The 14,638-nt window shown below is 70.1% G+C and carries 18 protein-coding genes and 1 pseudogene; 10 read left to right on the top strand and 9 right to left on the bottom strand.

Going from position 1 to position 14,638, the window contains the following annotated elements; all coding sequences use genetic code 11:
* Window positions 1-191: 191 nt before the first annotated feature.
* The 4 genes from IEZ21_RS48730 to IEZ21_RS46495 form a co-directional block, all read right to left on the bottom strand.
* A complete protein-coding gene (locus IEZ21_RS48730) occupies window positions 192-545 on the bottom strand; it encodes a CAP domain-containing protein (RefSeq protein ID WP_308429723.1) in 354 nt (117 codons plus the stop codon).
* Window positions 546-1,528: 983 nt separating this feature from the next.
* Window positions 1,529-2,008: a MarR family winged helix-turn-helix transcriptional regulator gene (locus tag IEZ21_RS46505; protein WP_189327855.1), complete on the bottom strand. Its 480-nt coding sequence runs from the start codon at window positions 2,006-2,008 to the stop codon at window positions 1,529-1,531.
* An 11-nt stretch (window positions 2,009-2,019) separates the two neighbouring features.
* A complete protein-coding gene (locus IEZ21_RS46500) occupies window positions 2,020-3,081 on the bottom strand; it encodes an alkene reductase (protein WP_189327854.1) in 1,062 nt (353 codons plus the stop codon).
* 79 nt (window positions 3,082-3,160) lie between these two features.
* Window positions 3,161-4,066 (bottom strand): NADP-dependent oxidoreductase, encoded by a 906-nt coding sequence (locus IEZ21_RS46495; RefSeq protein ID WP_189327853.1) that lies wholly within the window; start codon window positions 4,064-4,066, stop codon window positions 3,161-3,163.
* A 180-nt stretch (window positions 4,067-4,246) separates the two neighbouring features.
* On the opposite strand from IEZ21_RS46495, the pseudogene IEZ21_RS46490 reads away from it, so the two are divergent.
* Window positions 4,247-4,731, top strand: a pseudogene (locus tag IEZ21_RS46490) (HAD family hydrolase); the annotation flags it as partial.
* A 202-nt stretch (window positions 4,732-4,933) separates the two neighbouring features.
* Window positions 4,934-5,329 (top strand): nuclear transport factor 2 family protein, encoded by a 396-nt coding sequence (locus IEZ21_RS46485; protein WP_189327852.1) that lies wholly within the window; start codon window positions 4,934-4,936, stop codon window positions 5,327-5,329.
* A 152-nt stretch (window positions 5,330-5,481) separates the two neighbouring features.
* Here IEZ21_RS46485 and IEZ21_RS46480 read toward each other — a convergent pair whose 3' ends face one another.
* The 5 genes from IEZ21_RS46480 to IEZ21_RS46460 form a co-directional block, all read right to left on the bottom strand.
* On the bottom strand, window positions 5,482-5,850 hold the full coding sequence (locus tag IEZ21_RS46480) for a winged helix-turn-helix transcriptional regulator (RefSeq protein WP_189327851.1): 369 nt from the start codon (window positions 5,848-5,850) through the stop codon (window positions 5,482-5,484).
* A 163-nt stretch (window positions 5,851-6,013) separates the two neighbouring features.
* Window positions 6,014-6,232 (bottom strand): RICIN domain-containing protein, encoded by a 219-nt coding sequence (locus IEZ21_RS48725; RefSeq protein WP_189327857.1) that lies wholly within the window; start codon window positions 6,230-6,232, stop codon window positions 6,014-6,016.
* A gap of 433 nt (window positions 6,233-6,665) precedes the next feature.
* Window positions 6,666-7,142, bottom strand: coding sequence for a DUF6281 family protein (locus IEZ21_RS46470; protein ID WP_189327850.1), 477 nt, complete (start codon window positions 7,140-7,142; stop codon window positions 6,666-6,668).
* A 119-nt stretch (window positions 7,143-7,261) separates the two neighbouring features.
* Window positions 7,262-7,888 (bottom strand): hypothetical protein, encoded by a 627-nt coding sequence (locus tag IEZ21_RS46465; RefSeq protein ID WP_189327849.1) that lies wholly within the window; start codon window positions 7,886-7,888, stop codon window positions 7,262-7,264.
* Window positions 7,885-8,454 (bottom strand): RNA polymerase sigma factor, encoded by a 570-nt coding sequence (locus tag IEZ21_RS46460; RefSeq protein ID WP_246568966.1) that lies wholly within the window; start codon window positions 8,452-8,454, stop codon window positions 7,885-7,887. Before IEZ21_RS46460 ends, IEZ21_RS46465 begins: the two co-directional genes overlap by 4 nt.
* 197 nt (window positions 8,455-8,651) lie before the next feature.
* Between IEZ21_RS46460 and IEZ21_RS46455 the strand changes: the two genes are divergently transcribed.
* The 8 genes from IEZ21_RS46455 to IEZ21_RS46420 all read left to right on the top strand — a co-directional run bounded on the left by IEZ21_RS46455 (window position 8,652) and on the right by IEZ21_RS46420 (window position 14,418).
* Complete coding sequence (locus tag IEZ21_RS46455) at window positions 8,652-8,873, top strand: IS3 family transposase (protein ID WP_189327847.1); 222 nt, start codon at window positions 8,652-8,654, stop codon at window positions 8,871-8,873.
* Between the two features lie 163 nt (window positions 8,874-9,036).
* The gene (locus IEZ21_RS46450) at window positions 9,037-9,429 is read left to right on the top strand and encodes a sensor histidine kinase (RefSeq protein ID WP_189327846.1); all 393 of its coding nucleotides are present in this window, start codon (window positions 9,037-9,039) and stop codon (window positions 9,427-9,429) included.
* Window positions 9,426-10,103: a response regulator gene (locus tag IEZ21_RS46445; protein ID WP_189327845.1), complete on the top strand. Its 678-nt coding sequence runs from the start codon at window positions 9,426-9,428 to the stop codon at window positions 10,101-10,103. The genes IEZ21_RS46450 and IEZ21_RS46445 overlap by 4 nt, the downstream gene beginning before the upstream one ends.
* A gap of 128 nt (window positions 10,104-10,231) precedes the next feature.
* Complete coding sequence (locus tag IEZ21_RS46440; protein WP_373302388.1) at window positions 10,232-10,801, top strand: RNA polymerase sigma factor; 570 nt, start codon at window positions 10,232-10,234, stop codon at window positions 10,799-10,801.
* A complete protein-coding gene (locus tag IEZ21_RS46435) occupies window positions 10,798-11,619 on the top strand; it encodes a zf-HC2 domain-containing protein (protein ID WP_189327843.1) in 822 nt (273 codons plus the stop codon). The genes IEZ21_RS46440 and IEZ21_RS46435 overlap by 4 nt, the downstream gene beginning before the upstream one ends.
* 50 nt (window positions 11,620-11,669) lie before the next feature.
* On the top strand, window positions 11,670-12,476 hold the full coding sequence (locus IEZ21_RS46430) for an ABC transporter ATP-binding protein (RefSeq protein ID WP_189327842.1): 807 nt from the start codon (window positions 11,670-11,672) through the stop codon (window positions 12,474-12,476).
* On the top strand, window positions 12,473-13,846 hold the full coding sequence (locus tag IEZ21_RS46425; protein WP_189327841.1) for a hypothetical protein: 1,374 nt from the start codon (window positions 12,473-12,475) through the stop codon (window positions 13,844-13,846). Before IEZ21_RS46430 ends, IEZ21_RS46425 begins: the two co-directional genes overlap by 4 nt.
* A complete protein-coding gene (locus IEZ21_RS46420) occupies window positions 13,843-14,418 on the top strand; it encodes a hypothetical protein (protein ID WP_033320546.1) in 576 nt (191 codons plus the stop codon). The genes IEZ21_RS46425 and IEZ21_RS46420 overlap by 4 nt, the downstream gene beginning before the upstream one ends.
* Window positions 14,419-14,638 lie beyond the last annotated feature (220 nt).

The following is a 14,638-nucleotide window of genomic DNA, read 5'->3' as shown; positions in this document are numbered from 1 at the left end:
GAAGCGCCACGGGGCTCGCCGTCGGTGGCCCCTTCGGCCTCCGTTCCGGAAACCGGACAGACGGCGCCCGCCGCGGACGGCGGCAGCACCGGTTCAAAGACCAGCGGGGACCTCGTCGAACGGGAACGGGAAGAACCCCAGTAGCGGCAGCAGCACAGCCAAGTCGGCCCATGCCGGGGGGCGCTGTCCGGCTACGACCCGAAGTCCTGGGTCCAGTAGTTGCCCGGCTGCGCCAGGCCCACACCGAGCTCCTTGAAGCCACAGTTGAGGATGTTGGCCTTGTGGCCGGGGCTGGCCATCCAGCCGGCCATGACGCTTTCGGGAGTGCCGTATCCGGCGGCGACGTTCTCGCCCGCCGACCTGAAGCTGTACCCGGCACGGGCGAGCCGGTCGCTCATGGACGAACCGTCGGAACCGGTGTGAGACATGTTCTTGTGGTCGGCCATGTCCTGGCTGTGGTCCTGAGCGGCCTTGGTGAGCTTGGCGTTCGTGGTCAGCGGCCCACAACCTGCCTTGTCGCGCTCGGAGTTGACCAGGGCCAGCACACGATTCGTGGGACCGGAATCCGCCGTGCCGGCGGGGGCGCTGGGAGCTTTGCTCGAACGCGTGGCCTTCGGAGTCGGAGTGCTTGAAGGCGGAGCAGGCTTAACGGGTTTGCTGCGGGGGCGCGTAGGAGTGGGACTGGGACTCTTGGACGCCGAGGGGGACGCTTTCTTCGGGGTTCTGGCCGGAGTGGCAGGGGAAGAAGTGGCCGCCTTGGAGGCGGCCGGGGGCGCGGTGGGCGTCCGCGAGGGCGGCGCGTCGGCTACTTGATCCGAAGTGCCCCATCCCAGCCAGGAGAACGCCACACTGCGCAAGCCTCCCAGCTCGCTACCGCTCGCCAGCGCGACCGAAGGAATACCCACGGCGCCCGCAGTCACCACGATGACTGCGGTACGGGATATCTTCCGGCGCTTCTTTTTCTGGCGATGCTTGTTCATACGTGGCCTCACTCAGTGGTCCGGCATTGGGCAGCAAAGCAGCGCAGCGCTGGCGAGCCCGGTCATTATGGGGACCGGCGAGCGCACCGGGCAACAAACGCCCGTACTGCTGCCAAGCGGTGCCGAAGAGGTTCGTCCAGCCCATAAGGACGTACGGATCCAGCCGTCGGCACACAATCTCCGCCACCCGCACACACCAGTGACCAGGCCGAAGAGGCTCTCCCGGAGCCGCAGGCGCCAAATTCACCGCCATGGAAAATCGGTCGAATCGCCACCTGCGATATAAAATGTCCGGTTGAGATTCAAAAGAGTGCAGCTGTTACCAGCAGTAATCAGTCAATCCATCCCATTGGGCAAAATTCCGGCGTGATGCATATCACTCTGATTCGAAGTGTGGGAATTGCTGGGCCGGAACGGCTGAGTTTCCTGCGTGTTGGCTGCCCTGCGGTGCAAGTGTCTTGCGGTGCACGGGAATTCCCGTCCACTTCGCAGGAACGCTGGAAACGATTCGCTCTCCAGGCCGGAACCGGGGCGCAAGCCGAGGGGAGTTACTCGGACTCTTCTTGCGGAAGAGCGCGGCTGTTGATCGCGTCGGCGATGGCGTAGGCGGTGCGGACGAAGGACTCTGCCTGCTGCGCCGACAGGTTCTGCGCGGAGGTCTCCTCCAGGGCCCGCCACATGGCTGCGATGGGCTCGCGCATGGCACGGCCCTTGTCGGTGAGGTGGACCACCATGACACGCCGGTCGTGTTCGGCCGGCTCGCGGACGAGCAGGCCGGCGTCCTGCATGCGGCGTAGTGCCTTGGAGATGGTGGAGTGGTCCACGTCGACGCTTTCGAGCAGCTCGGACTGGGTCTGGCCGTCCCGGTCGAGGAGGTGCATCAGCAGCAGCTCCTGTCCGGGATGCAGGTCCATCTCGCGGAGCATGGCGGCGGCGCGGGCGCGGTGAGCGCGGGCGAGCTGGTAGATCGCGTAGCTCATCGGCCCCTCGCCGGCCGTGGTGGGGATGCGGGGTGTGGGGGCGGGCATAGGTCGGTTCCTCAGACGGTGTGGGTGGGGTAGTCGGTGTAGCCGGCCACTCCGCCGCCGTAGAAGGTCGCCGGGTCGGGGGTGTTCAGCGGCGCGTCAGAGCGTAGCCGCTCGACCAGGTCCGGGTTGGCGAGCGCGAGGGCGCCGACGGAGACGAGGTCGGCCGTGCCGTGGTCGATGTCCTTGGCGCGGGTGGGCAGGTCGGTGCCGGCCCGGTTGAGGATCAGCGTGGTCGGCCACAGTGTGCGCAGGGTGCCCAGCAGAGCGTCGTCGCCCGCGTGCATCACGTGGAGGTAGGCGAGGCCGAGCGGGCTGAGGGCGCGCAGGAGCGCCGGATACAGCTCGGCGGTGTCGGACTCGGCGATGTCGTTGTAGGGGTTTGCTGGGGAGATACGGATACCGGTGCGCTCGGCGCCGATCTCGTCGGCCACCGCGGTGGCGACCTCGACGGCGAAGCGGATGCGGTTGTCGATGGAGCCGCCGTAGCGGTCGGTGCGCTGGTTGGTGTTGTCGGACAGGAACTGGTGCACCAGGTAGCCGTTGGCGCCGTGGATCTCCACGCCGTCGGCGCCTGCCGCGACGGCGGCCGCTGCGGCGCGGCGGAAGTCGTCGACGGTCGCCGCGATCTCCTCGGTGGACAGCTCGCGCGGGACCGGCATCTCCTGGGGCCCGGACGCGGTGAACATCACGCCCGCTGGCCGGATTGCCGAAGGGGCGACCGGCGAGCGCCCGTGGGGGGTGTTGTCGGGGTGGGCGATGCGTCCGGTGTGCATCAGCTGAATGACGATCCGGCCGTCGGCCGCGTGCACGGCGTCGGTGACCTTGCGCCACCCGGCGATCTGCTCGTCATTGTGGATGCCGGGGGTGAGGAGGTAGCCCTGGCCGTCGGCGTTGGGCTGGGTGCCCTCGGTGATGATGAGCGCGTGCGAGGCCCGCTGGGCGTAGTACTCGGCGTTCAGCTCGGTCGGTACGCCTTCAGGTGTGGAGCGGTCACGGGTCATGGGGGCCATGACCAGGCGGTGCGGGAGGGAGATGGCACCGACGGTGGTCGGTGTCCACAGGGAGTTCAGCATGAGTGATCCTTCGGTGCGGTGATGAGCAGGTGGTGATCGGGAAGGCGGGAGGGTGTGGCGGAGGGAGTGGCGGGCGTGATCAGTCGAGGGTGAGGGCGAGCTTGCCCCGGACATGCCCGGCGTCGCTGAGCTGCTGGGCCGTGGCGGCCTGGTCGAGCGGGTAGGCGGTGACGGTGGTGACGAGCTTGCCGGTCGCGGCATCCTCCGCGAGGGCGGCCAGGCGGGCGGCCGAGCGTTCCTGGCCACCGCTGGAGAAGGTGATGCCGAGCTGGTGCGCGCGGAAGTCGGCGATGGTGACGATGCGCTCGGTGCCGCCGCGCAGGGTGATGGAGTCCTCCAGGGCTCCCTTCCCGGCCAGGTCGAACACCGCGTCCACGCTGTCGGGGGCGAGTGTCCGGACCCGCTCGACCAGGCCCTCGCCGTAGAGGGTCGCGGTGGCGCCGAGCGAGGTCAGGTAGTCCTGGTTGGCGGGGCCGGCGGTGGCAATCACGCGTGCTCCGCGGGCTGTGGCGAGCTGGACCGCCAGGGTGCCGACCGCTCCGGACGCGCCGTGCATCAGTACGGTCTCCCCGGCGGCGACGCCGAGCAGGTCCAGGACCCGCTCGGCCGTCTCGCCGGCCACCGGCAGCGCGACCGCGTGCTGCCAGTCGAGGCCGGCGGGCTTGAGGGCCACGGTGGTGGCCAGCGCGTACTGGGCGTACGAGCCGGTGTCCGACCAGCCCAGCACCTCATCGCCGACCTGCACGTCGCTCACGCCCTCACCCAGGGCGTCCACCACGCCGGCGAGCTCGCCACCGGGGACGGCGGGGAAGGTCGTCGGGCGGACGGCCTCCAGCATCCCGGAGCGGATCTTGCCGTCCAGCGCGTTCAGCCCGGCCGCCTTGACGCGGACGCGGACCTGGCCGGGGCCGGGCTGCGGGACCTCGATGTCCGCCTCGCGCAGCACTTCCGTGCCTCCGAAACGGTCGAACAGGATGGCTTTCATGACGACTCCTCTCGTGTCGCCACCCATTTAGGTGGCTGGACACATAACTAACGTAACAGTGAATCTGTGGCTAGCCAAGTATTGCTGCCGCTCGGTGCTGCGCGAGATCGGCCGCGGTCGCGTCGGTCCCCTCGAGATGGTGGTCGATGCGGGAGGTGCCTGCCGGAGCGAGCCTTGCGCTCAGGTGCCGAGAGCGCGGCACACCCAGGCGGTGCGGGCCGTGAGGGCGGTGCTGCGGCTGGCCGGTGCGGTGGAGCAGGGCTCGGAGCACCCGCTGGGCCGGGCGGTCGTCGCGTACGCCATGGGGGTGCCCCCGCGCGACCGAGTTCGAGCGTCGGGTGATGTCCTGATCGGACAGGGCGCGCTGCCGGAGGTGAGCGGCTTCGCCGCGACCGCGGGGCGCGGCGTGCGCGGCCGGGTCGAGGGACGGCTGGTCGAAGTCCTCGCGCCGGACGACGAGTTGCCCGCCACCCCACCGACGCGCTGCGGAGGCCGGCGTCAACACCCCCGTGCTGGTCCGTGTCGACGGGGTCGCCGAGGCGCTGATCGAGGTCGGGGACGTCGTGCGCCCCGGCAGTTGCCGGGCCGTGGACCGGCTGTGGCGCCTCGGTGTGCGGCCGGTGCTCGCCACCGGTGACCGGGAGGCACCGGCGCGGGCGGTCGCCGCACTCCCCGTATCGCGATCCAGTGGCTGACCGACATCGGTGTGGCATGGCACGCGCCGAGACTATGTGTGACGTGTGTCACGTCATCCCGTTGGTTACGTTGAGGTGACTGGTTACTGATGGTGAGTATGGAGGTGCAGCAGGGCGAACCCATAACAGTGAGTCGTATCGCCTCTACGTCAGGGGCGTAAGGAGTGTTGTCATGACCAGCAAGAACGTCGACATCGCGAGTGAGTACTTCCAGGCAGTGCAGAAGGGCGACCTGGCCAAGGTGGGCGAGCTCCTGGCCGAGGAGATCGTCTGGCACCAGCCGGGCGCCAACCGGTTCTCCGGTGAGCACAAGGGGCGCGATGCCGTCTTCGCGATGCTCGGCGGGATGATGGAGGCCAGCCAGGGCTCCTTCGTCATCGACACGGTCCACGCCCTGATGGGCAACGGCGACATGGTGGCCACCTCGATCCACTTCGCCGGCCGGCGCGAGGACGCCTCCATGAGCATGGACGGCGTGGATGTCCTGCGCCTCAAGGACGGCAAGATCGTCGAGATGTGGCTGTTCTCCGGCGACCAGGTCTCCGAGGACGCCTTCTGGGGACAGTAGGCCGCCCGCACCCTTCCCGGACGGAAGCCGTCCGGCACCGCGGAACCGTGCCGGACGGCTTGTTGCGTGGGTTACCAGGCGACCGGCGGCAGGATCCCTCGACTCGGGGCGACTCCGGGCGCCGCCCGCTCACCTCTGGTGACCAGTCACGGTCACTGGCGGGCGTCGTAGCTCTCGCGTGCCGCGAGTACTTCGGTGATGTGGTCCTCGGCCCAACTGCCCAATGCATGAAGCGGGGCGTGCAGGGTGCGACCCAGTGCGGTCAGCTCGTATTCGACCCTGGGTGGCACCTCGGCGTACATGTGCCGGGTGACGAGTCCGTCCCGTTCCAGGTCTCGGAGGGTCTCGGTGAGGACCTTGGCGCTGATGCCGTCGACGGTGGCGCGCAGGTCGCGGAAGCGCATGCGGCCGGAACTGAGGGCGATGACCACCATGGCCGTCCACTTGTTGGCGATGCGAACGAGTGAGGTGCGGGACGGGCAGGTCGCCGTCATGACGTCGAAGGCCGGCAGTTGTGGCATGCGTGACATCCCCTCATCGGTTACGTGGAGGCGACTGGTTACCGGTGGTGAGTGTAGGGCTCCAGCAGGCAGTACTCGACTGAGCTCGGCCGAATTCGGCTGAAGGGAATTGATCATGGAGCCCCCCGCCACGCTCGCCGGCAGGAGAGGGACGGAGGGCAGGTCAGGACGGGATGATCTGCCACTGCTGCCGCGTCTGTGACGCGTACGGCTGCTGCTCGATGTTGGCTCCGTCGATGGTGCTGCCCTCGTCGACGCCGTGGGAGAGCCCGCTGTAGCGGTTGATGAGGAAGTAGTTTCCGTAGTGGGGATGCCTGCCTCTTTGAGTTCGGCCAGGGTGCGCAGGCGGCGGGAGGCGAGTGGGGCGCGTACCTCCAGCCAGCGGCTGACCTTGTCGTCGGTGGTGGTCACGGTCATGCCGACCTCGGCGCGGGGCAGGCTGGCGAGCAGGTCGATGTCGCGGGTGACGAGAATCGAACTCGCGCTCTCAGCTTGGGAAGCGACGGCGCTTGCGCGGGCTCTACGGCTCTGACATGCGCGGATGTCTCTCAACTGGGGGAGGCCGTGCGATCGGATCGCGGATCGCACCGCTGTTGACCGTGGTTGTCCGCTCTTACGGGCACGCTGTGGGCACGGCGTCGCGGTGAGAGGGGAGCACACGGCTCTCCGCCCCTCATCGTGCCTGGGCTCCTTCGTATCGCCGGTCGGCTTGGGTGTGCCGTTGCGGGTGCACATGCGGAGGGCTCCCCCTGGGCGACGGCGAGGTCGACGACGCGCGGGGGGAGGGGATGATCCGGCGGCTGTGTGGGGTGGAGTTACGAGGCGTTGATGAGCTTCTGGATCTCGGCGGGCAGGGGCTTGTCGAAGTCGGCCACGTAGATCTGCATCGTGTCCGGGGAGTCGTCGACCGCGATGGCGATGCTGGGGTCGACACCGTCGATCTCGTACGCGGGCGATTCCGGCTGAGAGACGAGAGCGTCGCTCTTCTGGTCCGTGTCGTCGCACATGACCGAGACGGCCGTGCCCACCTTGTCCCCGGCCGTGAAATCGACGTTCTCGACGGCCCTGTAGACGCGGCCGTCGAACTCCATGTCGAGCGGTTCCGCGCAGGCAGCGGGGGCCAGAGGTGCCGCGTTCTCCGACTTGGTATTCGAAACCGCCTTGTCCGACCGGGGCTTCGAGCTCGCGTCGTCCGACGCCGTCGGCGAGCATCCGACGGCGAGAGCGGCGAAAGCAGCCGTCACCAACAGGATCTTCTTAGCATTTCGGGCATGGCTGATCGCACTGGTCATCGTTCTGTCTCCTTGACAGCTGTTCGGCGGACGGGGAACGTTTCCCGTGCCGAGAGGTGTGGCCTTCGCGGTGCGGGCCATGAGTTGGTGCCGCCGTGCGGCGGCCTACTCGGGTTCGCTCACTTCTCGAAGGCTTGGCGGAACAGGTTCCTGTCCTGGTCCGTGGCCCAGGTGGTGCCGCCGCACGCCGGGACGACGCCGTTCTCGGCGGTCACGAGGTAGTGCTGACCGACCTCGAACACCCATCCCTCCGGCCAGTTCTCGTTGTTGCTGAGGCGAGCCGTTGAGGTGTCGCCGCCGCGGTACCAGTGGTCGATACGGAACTCGACCCGGTCGCCCTCTTGGGAGGTCACCGTGCCCTCGAAAGCGGTCGAACTGCCGCGCAGTGTGTCGACGGTGGGCTCCGCACACGCCACTGAGGGTGCCCCGCTGTCGACGCCTTCGACAGTCAGGGCCAGAGGGCCGACCGAGGGCGACTGCCCTTGGTTCGCCGCGGTGCCCCAGGTGATGGCGCCTCCCACAAGCAGTGCGGCGGCCGCTGCCAGTCCGAGGAGGTTACGGCGGCCTGCGCCCGGGGTGCGCTTCGGTGACAGATGCGTGATGCCGGCAGGGCTGGGTGCCGGCCGGGTCGTGGTGTCATTGGTGATCGCGGCCTCCACAAGACGGTTGATGGCGGGCAGCGGAGCGCTCGAGGTCAGTGCCGGGTCCATGGCCCTCAGGTGGGCCAGCAGCTCGTCGTCGTTCACCGACTGCTCCTTCCTTCACTCGTCTCATGTCCGGCCAGTGCGCTGTTCTTTCGCTCAAGAAGTCCGGCGAGTTTCTTCTTCGCCCGGTGCAGCCGGATGCTCACGGCATTGGAGGTCATGCCGGTCACCTGCGCGATCTGACGCGGCGCCAGCTCCTCCCACGCCCAGAGGAGCACCACCTCTCGGTCCAGCGCACCGAGCTTGTCGAGCGCGGTGTGCAGGTCGGTGTGAACGGTTGGTGCGGTCGGGAGCGCCTCGTGGGTCCGGGTCAGCCGCTCAACCAGCCGGAGTCGGCGTCTGTCCGCTCGGCGGGCGTTGGCCAGACAGCCGCGGGCCACGCCGTAGCACCAGGGCAGTACGTCGTCGGGATCGACCGCGGGGCCTGCTCCGAGCCCTGGCACGTCGTCGATACGACGCCAGAGCACGAGTAGCGTCTCCGAGAGGACGTCATCGACCACGTCGGCATCCGCCCGCCGCACCAGATACCTGTGCAGCGGCTCCACCACCACATGCGCCAGAGCCTCGAAGCGGGCCTCTGGATCCCGGGTCGTTCCCTGTTCCGTCATGGATTCCACACCCTGCCCTGTCCGGCACCGGCCGCATCCTTTCAGCACTGGACAACCCGGACCATCAGCGGGCAGCGGGGCGGTGACCCTGCGCGCCCCGAGCGTGCGGAGCACCACAAGAGACGACCCCGCGCACCGGTCTGGACAACGAAGCACCCCCGGGTCTCTGACGCGTAAATAGCAGCAGGTCAAGGTGGGTGTGGGCAGGGCTTGGTGCCCGGTGGCCGTGGAGGTCATCGGGTGTCTGGGCCCGGCTCCAGGTCGAACTGCTCAACCGCAGACGGTGGCGGACGCGGCTGGAACTGTCCACCGCGCTCTTCGAGTACCTGGAAATCTTCCACAACCGACAGCGCAGGCACTCCGCCCTGGGCATGCTCAGCCCGGTGGAGTACGAACTCCGCACCCCACCAGTAGCCTGAAACCAAGCAACTCGACTCCACCCAACTCGGGACAGTCAGGGGACTCCACAAATCCCAGTACAGCTCAACTCCGGTGACGAGGAAGGTCAGTCCGGCGAAGGTGGCGAGGGCGATCTGGAACGCGTCGAGTATCAGCATGCCTTGACGATCCCGCCCGGACGGTATGTCTTTCCCTTCGGGCGGCGAGCAGGACGCGAGCCTGCACCTGGGGACGGCGGCCCGCGCGACGAAACTCGCGCCCGAGGTGGAGACCTCCGTGCAGCGCGTCGTACAGGAGGCCCTGACCAACGTGCGCCGGCATGCCCCCGGTGCCACGGTCGCGGTCCGCGTCGAGGCCGAGGACGACCGGCTGCTGGTGGAGGTACGCAACTCCGCCCCCCGCGAACGGTCCGCCGTCCCGGCCGGGGGACGAGGCGGCTTCGGCATCGTCGGCCTGCGCGAACGCGTCGAAGCGGTCGAGGGCAGGCTGGAGACGGGGAGCACGGCGGACGGCGGCTGGCGCGTCACCGCCGTCTTCCCCGTACTGTCCACAGCTGTGGAAGGATCACCGGCGTGAGCGCCTCCGCGACCAGGGTCCTGATAGCCGACGACCAGGAGATGGTGCGCACCGGGTTCCGCCTGATCCTGAACACTCAGCCCGGCATCGAGGTCGTCGGCGAGGCGGAGGACGGCGCCGAGTGCGTGGAAATGGCCCGCCGGCTGCGCCCCGACGTCTGCCTGGTCGACATCCGGATGCCGAAGCTGGACGGCCTGGACGTCACCCGGGCGCTGGCCGGGCCCGGAGTGCTGGACCCGCTCCGGGTCGTGGTGGTGACCACGTTCGACCAGGACGACTACATCCACACCGCACTGAGCAACGGCGCCTGCGGCTTCCTGCTCAAGGACGCCGGTTCCACGCTGCTCATCGAAGCCGTACGGGCCGCGGCACGAGGCGACGCACTGGTCTCGCCCGCCGTGACCCTGCGCCTGCTGGAACAACTGCAGGACCGGCAGCCGCCCTCGGCGCACGGCGGTGGCGCGGGCACCCACCCGCTGACCGACCGTGAGCTGGATGTCGCGCGACTGGTGGCGGTCGGCCGGACCAACCAGGAGATTCGCGCGGAGCTGGTCCTGTCCCTGTCCACGGTGAAGACGCATCTCACGAACATCCAGACCAAACTGGGTGTGCGCAACCGCGTCGAGATCGCCGCCTGGGCCTGGGAGAACGGCGCGGTCCGACCACCCCGCTGACGCCTGGTCGGTCCTTTTCCCCTCCCTCATGAGGGAGCCCCATGCGAGAGCCCCATGAGGTCGCGTCGACGCCCGTCGCTGTGACGTACAACACCTCCGCAGGAAAACCGTCGAGCCGGCCGGGGCGTCTGTCAGGCGTGAGATCACGACAGGGAACGCTGGCGGAGGCGGACGAGGAACGGCTCGTCCGCCTTGTCGCCAAGGGCGACCGCACCGCGTTCGAGGAGTTGTACCGGCGGACGTCGCCGTGGATGGCGGTGCGGCTGCGACGCCGCTGCTCGGACGAGCAGATCGTCGCCGAGGTCATGCAGGAGTCGTATCTGGCGGTGTGGCGGGCGGCCGGCGCGTTCGCCGGCTCGGCGGTCGGCGGCTCGGCGGTCGGCTGGCTGTGGACGATCGCGTCGCGCCGCCTCGTCGACGCCTTCCGCCGGCGCGCGCGCCACGCCCAACCGCCCGCGGCGGCGAGTGCCGAGGCTGTCGTACCGGCCGCTGAGGACGAGGTGCTGGCGGCCACGGTCGGCGGCGACGTCGGGGACGCACTGCGGCGGCTCGCACCGGAGTTGCAGGCCGTACTGCAGGCCATGGTGCTCGACGGGCTGTCCGTCCGCGAGACCGCGGTCCTGCTCGGGGTGCCCGAGGGCACCGTCAAGACCCGTGCCCGGCGGGCGAGAATCGCGATGCGGAAGGCGCTGTCATGAGCGGAGAACACGCGTCGGAGCGGCTGATAGGCCGGTACGCGGGCGGCGAGGCGGGAATCCCCGGCGACGAGGTGTGGGCGCTCGAAGTCCATCTGGACGCCTGCGCGGTGTGCCGCGGCCGGCTCTCGGCGGTCGTCCGGGAGCAGGACGCGGCGGTGGGTTCGCTGGTCGAGGGCGTCTGGTCGGAGCTGGAACCGCTGCTGGGGGCACACGCCCCGGTGCGGCGGCCCCGGCAGCGGCTCGGGTGGCTGTCGACCTGGGCGTCGCCGGTGATGGTGCCATGGCTGGTCATGACCGTGGTCGTCACGCTTCTCGCCGTGGTGTGCGACCGGTTGACCGGGCTCCCCGGCGACGGCGTCTCGGTGGTGCAGCTGTTGGCGCCGGTACTGCCCGTGCTCGGCGTCGCCGCCTCCTGGGCCCGCGGGCTCGACCCCGCGTACGAACTGACCGCCGCCGCACCCAGGGCCGGACTTCACCTGGTGCTCCGGCGGACGGCGTCGGTGCTCGCCGTGGTGATCCCCGCGCTGCTGGTGGCCGGGTGGTCGACGGGCGCCACGGCCGCGCAGTGGCTGCTGCCCTGCCTGGCCTTCACCACCGGAACCCTCGCGCTCGGCGGGCTGGTGGGGGTGACCCGGGCGGCGGTCGCGCTGGTGGTGGTGTGGGCGGCTGTGATCGTGGCACCGGCCCTGGCGCTGAGCCGTACGTCCTTCGCCCTGCAGCCCGGCGTCCTGCCCGGTTGGGCCGCGGGCTTCCTCCTCGGGGCGGTGGTGGTGGCCGTCCGCAAGGACGCCTACGCCCGCCTGGGCGCCCACCACTGACACCTGCTCACATCTCTGACAATCATGTGCAATCGGAAAGGCGACAACATATGCGCGCGGTGAGCGCGGCCGAAGTCGCACCGACGTCCTACGCCTGGGAGATCCGGGCCGAGGGGCTGAAGGTGCGGGCCGGTCTTCGCAGGATGGCCGTCGACGGACTCGACCTGTCGCTCGGCACCGGAGTGCACGGGCTGCTCGGGCCCAACGGCGCCGGCAAGACCACCCTCATCCGTTCTCTGGCCACGGTGCTACGGCCGGTCGGCGGAACCCTGGAACTGCTCGGCACGTCCCTCGGGGGCGCTACGGATCTGCGGGAGCTGCGCCGCCGGATCGGTTATCTGCCACAGGACTTCGGGTACTACAAGCGCTTCACGGTCCGTGAGTTCGTCGAGTACATGGCGTGGCTGAAGGAGGTGCCCCGCAGGGACATCCCGGCGGCCGTTCAGCGCGCCGTCGAGCGGGTGGGCCTGGCGGACCGGGCCGACGACCGGATGCGAACGCTGTCCGGCGGCATGGTGCGACGTGCGGGCATCGCTCAGGCGATCGTCAACGATCCGCGGATTCTGCTGCTCGACGAGCCGACGGTCGGGCTCGACCCGGCGCAGCGGCTGCGCTTTCGCGAGCTGCTTCACGAACTCGGCACCGACAGCTGTGTCGTGGTGTCGACGCATCTGGTGGAGGACGTCGCGGCGGCCTGCACGGCGGTCGTGCTCCTCGCCGAGGGCAAGCTGGTGTTCGAGGGCACGCCGGACGAGTTGGCCGCCGCGGGCGGCCCGAAAGACGTGGGCGACAGCCCGATCGAGCGCGGCTATTCGGCGCTGCTGGCACGTCCCGACCAGGAGCGGGGTGCCTGGTGAACGGGCGGATTCTGCGGATCGAACTGCGACGGTCGACCGCGCCCTGGGCGGGCCTGCTCGTCCTGCTGGTCGCGCTGGCGTTCCTCCACCTGCTCAGCGGACCGTGGTGGAAAGGCCCCGAGATGTGGACCGCGCAGTGGACGTCCACCGCGCGGTGGGAGCGGTTCCTGCTGGCGTTCCTGTGGCCCCTGGCGACAGGAGCCGGGGCTGTGCAAGGTCTGCGCGACCACCGCTCGGGGATGCGGGAGCTGCTCGCGACCGCGCCACGCCCCGGCTGGCAGCGGGCGGCGAAGACCGCGGGCGCGTCGGCGCTCACGCTGACCGTCGCCTACCTGCTGGTGTTTCTCGTCGGAGCGGTGCAGGTGATCGCGGGCGACGGGTACTTCCATCTGGCCTGGCTGCCGATCCTGGCGGTCGGGGTACTGGGACTCGTGGCCGGAGCCTGGTTGGGCATGGGCATCGGCCGCACCGTTCCTTCCGCCCTCACTCCACCGGTACTGGCCGTGGCGTCCCTCGTGGCCATGCTGTTCCTGGTGGTGGTGATGGACGCGGGGGCCGAGGGCGCGGTGCCGAACCGGGTCGCGCTGCTCTCCCCGGCGCTGCCGGAGGTGAACGATGTGTTCGTCACCGTCGCGGGCCGCGTCAGCCTGGGGCAGGCTCTCTGGCTGCTCGGCGTGGCCGCCACCGGATTCCTGCTGCTGGCGGCCGCGGAACGGCGTGCGCGGCTGCTCGCGCTGCTGCCGCTCGCGCTGGGCGCGGCGGTTGCCCTGCCGATCCTGCCGTCGGATCCGGCACGAGCCTTCGTCGTCGACGCGGGTGCGACGGCACCGGTGTGCAGCGGCCGGGTCTGCGTCACCGAAGTGAGCAGGGCCAGGCTCGCCACGCTCGCCGGCCCTGGCGAGGACGCGTTGCGGCTCCTGGCGAAGCTGCCGGGCGCACCCGGCTCGGTCCGGGAGGCAACCGGCGCGTGGCCGCCCCGCACGCGGCAGTCACGGACCGCCGATGTCGTGCCCGTCGACTTCGATGCCCCGGGATTCCGCGGAGATGTGGCCGGCGAGGAACTCACCCGCAGCCTGCTCACCGGCGCCGGAACGCCACCGTGCGTCGACGAAGAGGGTGAATACGGTCCCCGGTACGTCCGCGAACGGGCCGCGCGGAACGTCGCGGCGGCCTGGTTCCTCGGTGAGCTGCGCCCCCACCACTCCGCCTATCTGCGCGACGAGATCGACGCGCTGGCCCGGCCCGCGTGGAACGCGCTGCGCGCGCTGCCGGCGGACGAGCAGCGTGCCCGGATCACGGCGCTGCGGGCGGCCGCGTTGTCCTGCGACGGCGACCTGCTGGACGTACTGGCGGGCAAGGGGGCCCGGTGAGATGGGTGACGCTGTACGCGCGCTCCCGGCAGGTACCCGCCTCGCTGGCCCTGGTCCTGATGGGCGCAGGGACGGTGTGGGCGCTCACGCAGGGCACGGGCGAGGGGCCGGGTGATCCGAGGACGGCCGCACTGTTTCTGACCGCGGCGGTCGCGGTGGCCGCGGCAGGACTGAGCGGGCAGGACCACGCGCTGGACCGGACGGCCGCGTTCGGCTGGGTGCCCCGGCGTGCGGCGCATGTGCTGCTCATCGGCGCGGTCACCGGGGCGGTGCTGCCGGCACTGGCGTTCATGGGCGACGACCTGGCACCGACGGGGTTCATCGTCCGGGACGCCGCCGGGCTGACGGGGCTGGTCGCGATCGGGGCCGCGGCGTTCGGCGGCCAGTTCGGCTGGACACTGCCGTTCGGCTGGCTCTCGGCCGCGCTCTTCGTCCCGCCCTCGGCCGGGGGACCGGTCCAGGTGGCCACCTGGATGCTGCAGCCCCCGGACACCGCCGCCGCCACCTGGACCTCACTGGTCCTCGCGGCCGTCGGCACGTTGGCCTACGCGCTGGCCGGCCCCCGGCGCTGACGCGGGGCGTGAGCGGAGCGTGAACTGAGCGGCGCGACGCGATGGTGCGATGCCGGGCCCGGTCGTCGGGCCCGGCATCGGCATGGCGGGCGGTCACGCGGCTCGCGTGGGTGGTTACGCGGCTCGGGTGAGCACGAGGCATCCGTGTCCGTCGGCCCACGACAGCTCCGGCGACCGTGGATGCACAGGGCCTACGACCTGGCACTCGCGGTGCTGGTGG

The sequence above is a fragment of the Streptomyces flaveus genome (assembly GCF_014647675.1).
Taxonomy (GTDB): domain Bacteria; phylum Actinomycetota; class Actinomycetes; order Streptomycetales; family Streptomycetaceae; genus Streptomyces; species Streptomyces flaveus.
This window is presented reverse-complemented; position numbering and strand designations above follow the sequence as displayed.

Excerpts from the sequence above, each read along its gene's own strand:
- IEZ21_RS46505 (WP_189327855.1), bottom strand. The coding sequence starts at position 2,008 with ATGCCCGCCCCCACACCCCGCATCCCCACCACGGCCGGCGAGGGGCCG.
- IEZ21_RS46500 (WP_189327854.1), bottom strand. The coding sequence starts at position 3,081 with ATGCTGAACTCCCTGTGGACACCGACCACCGTCGGTGCCATCTCCCTC.
- IEZ21_RS46495 (WP_189327853.1), bottom strand. The coding sequence starts at position 4,066 with ATGAAAGCCATCCTGTTCGACCGTTTCGGAGGCACGGAAGTGCTGCGC.
- IEZ21_RS46485 (WP_189327852.1), top strand. The coding sequence starts at position 4,934 with ATGACCAGCAAGAACGTCGACATCGCGAGTGAGTACTTCCAGGCAGTG.
- IEZ21_RS46480 (WP_189327851.1), bottom strand. The coding sequence starts at position 5,850 with ATGCCACAACTGCCGGCCTTCGACGTCATGACGGCGACCTGCCCGTCC.
- IEZ21_RS46470 (WP_189327850.1), bottom strand. The coding sequence starts at position 7,142 with ATGACCAGTGCGATCAGCCATGCCCGAAATGCTAAGAAGATCCTGTTG.
- IEZ21_RS46460 (WP_246568966.1), bottom strand. The coding sequence starts at position 8,454 with ATGACGGAACAGGGAACGACCCGGGATCCAGAGGCCCGCTTCGAGGCT.
- IEZ21_RS46450 (WP_189327846.1), top strand. The coding sequence starts at position 9,037 with ATGTCTTTCCCTTCGGGCGGCGAGCAGGACGCGAGCCTGCACCTGGGG.
- IEZ21_RS46435 (WP_189327843.1), top strand. The coding sequence starts at position 10,798 with ATGAGCGGAGAACACGCGTCGGAGCGGCTGATAGGCCGGTACGCGGGC.
- IEZ21_RS46430 (WP_189327842.1), top strand. The coding sequence starts at position 11,670 with ATGCGCGCGGTGAGCGCGGCCGAAGTCGCACCGACGTCCTACGCCTGG.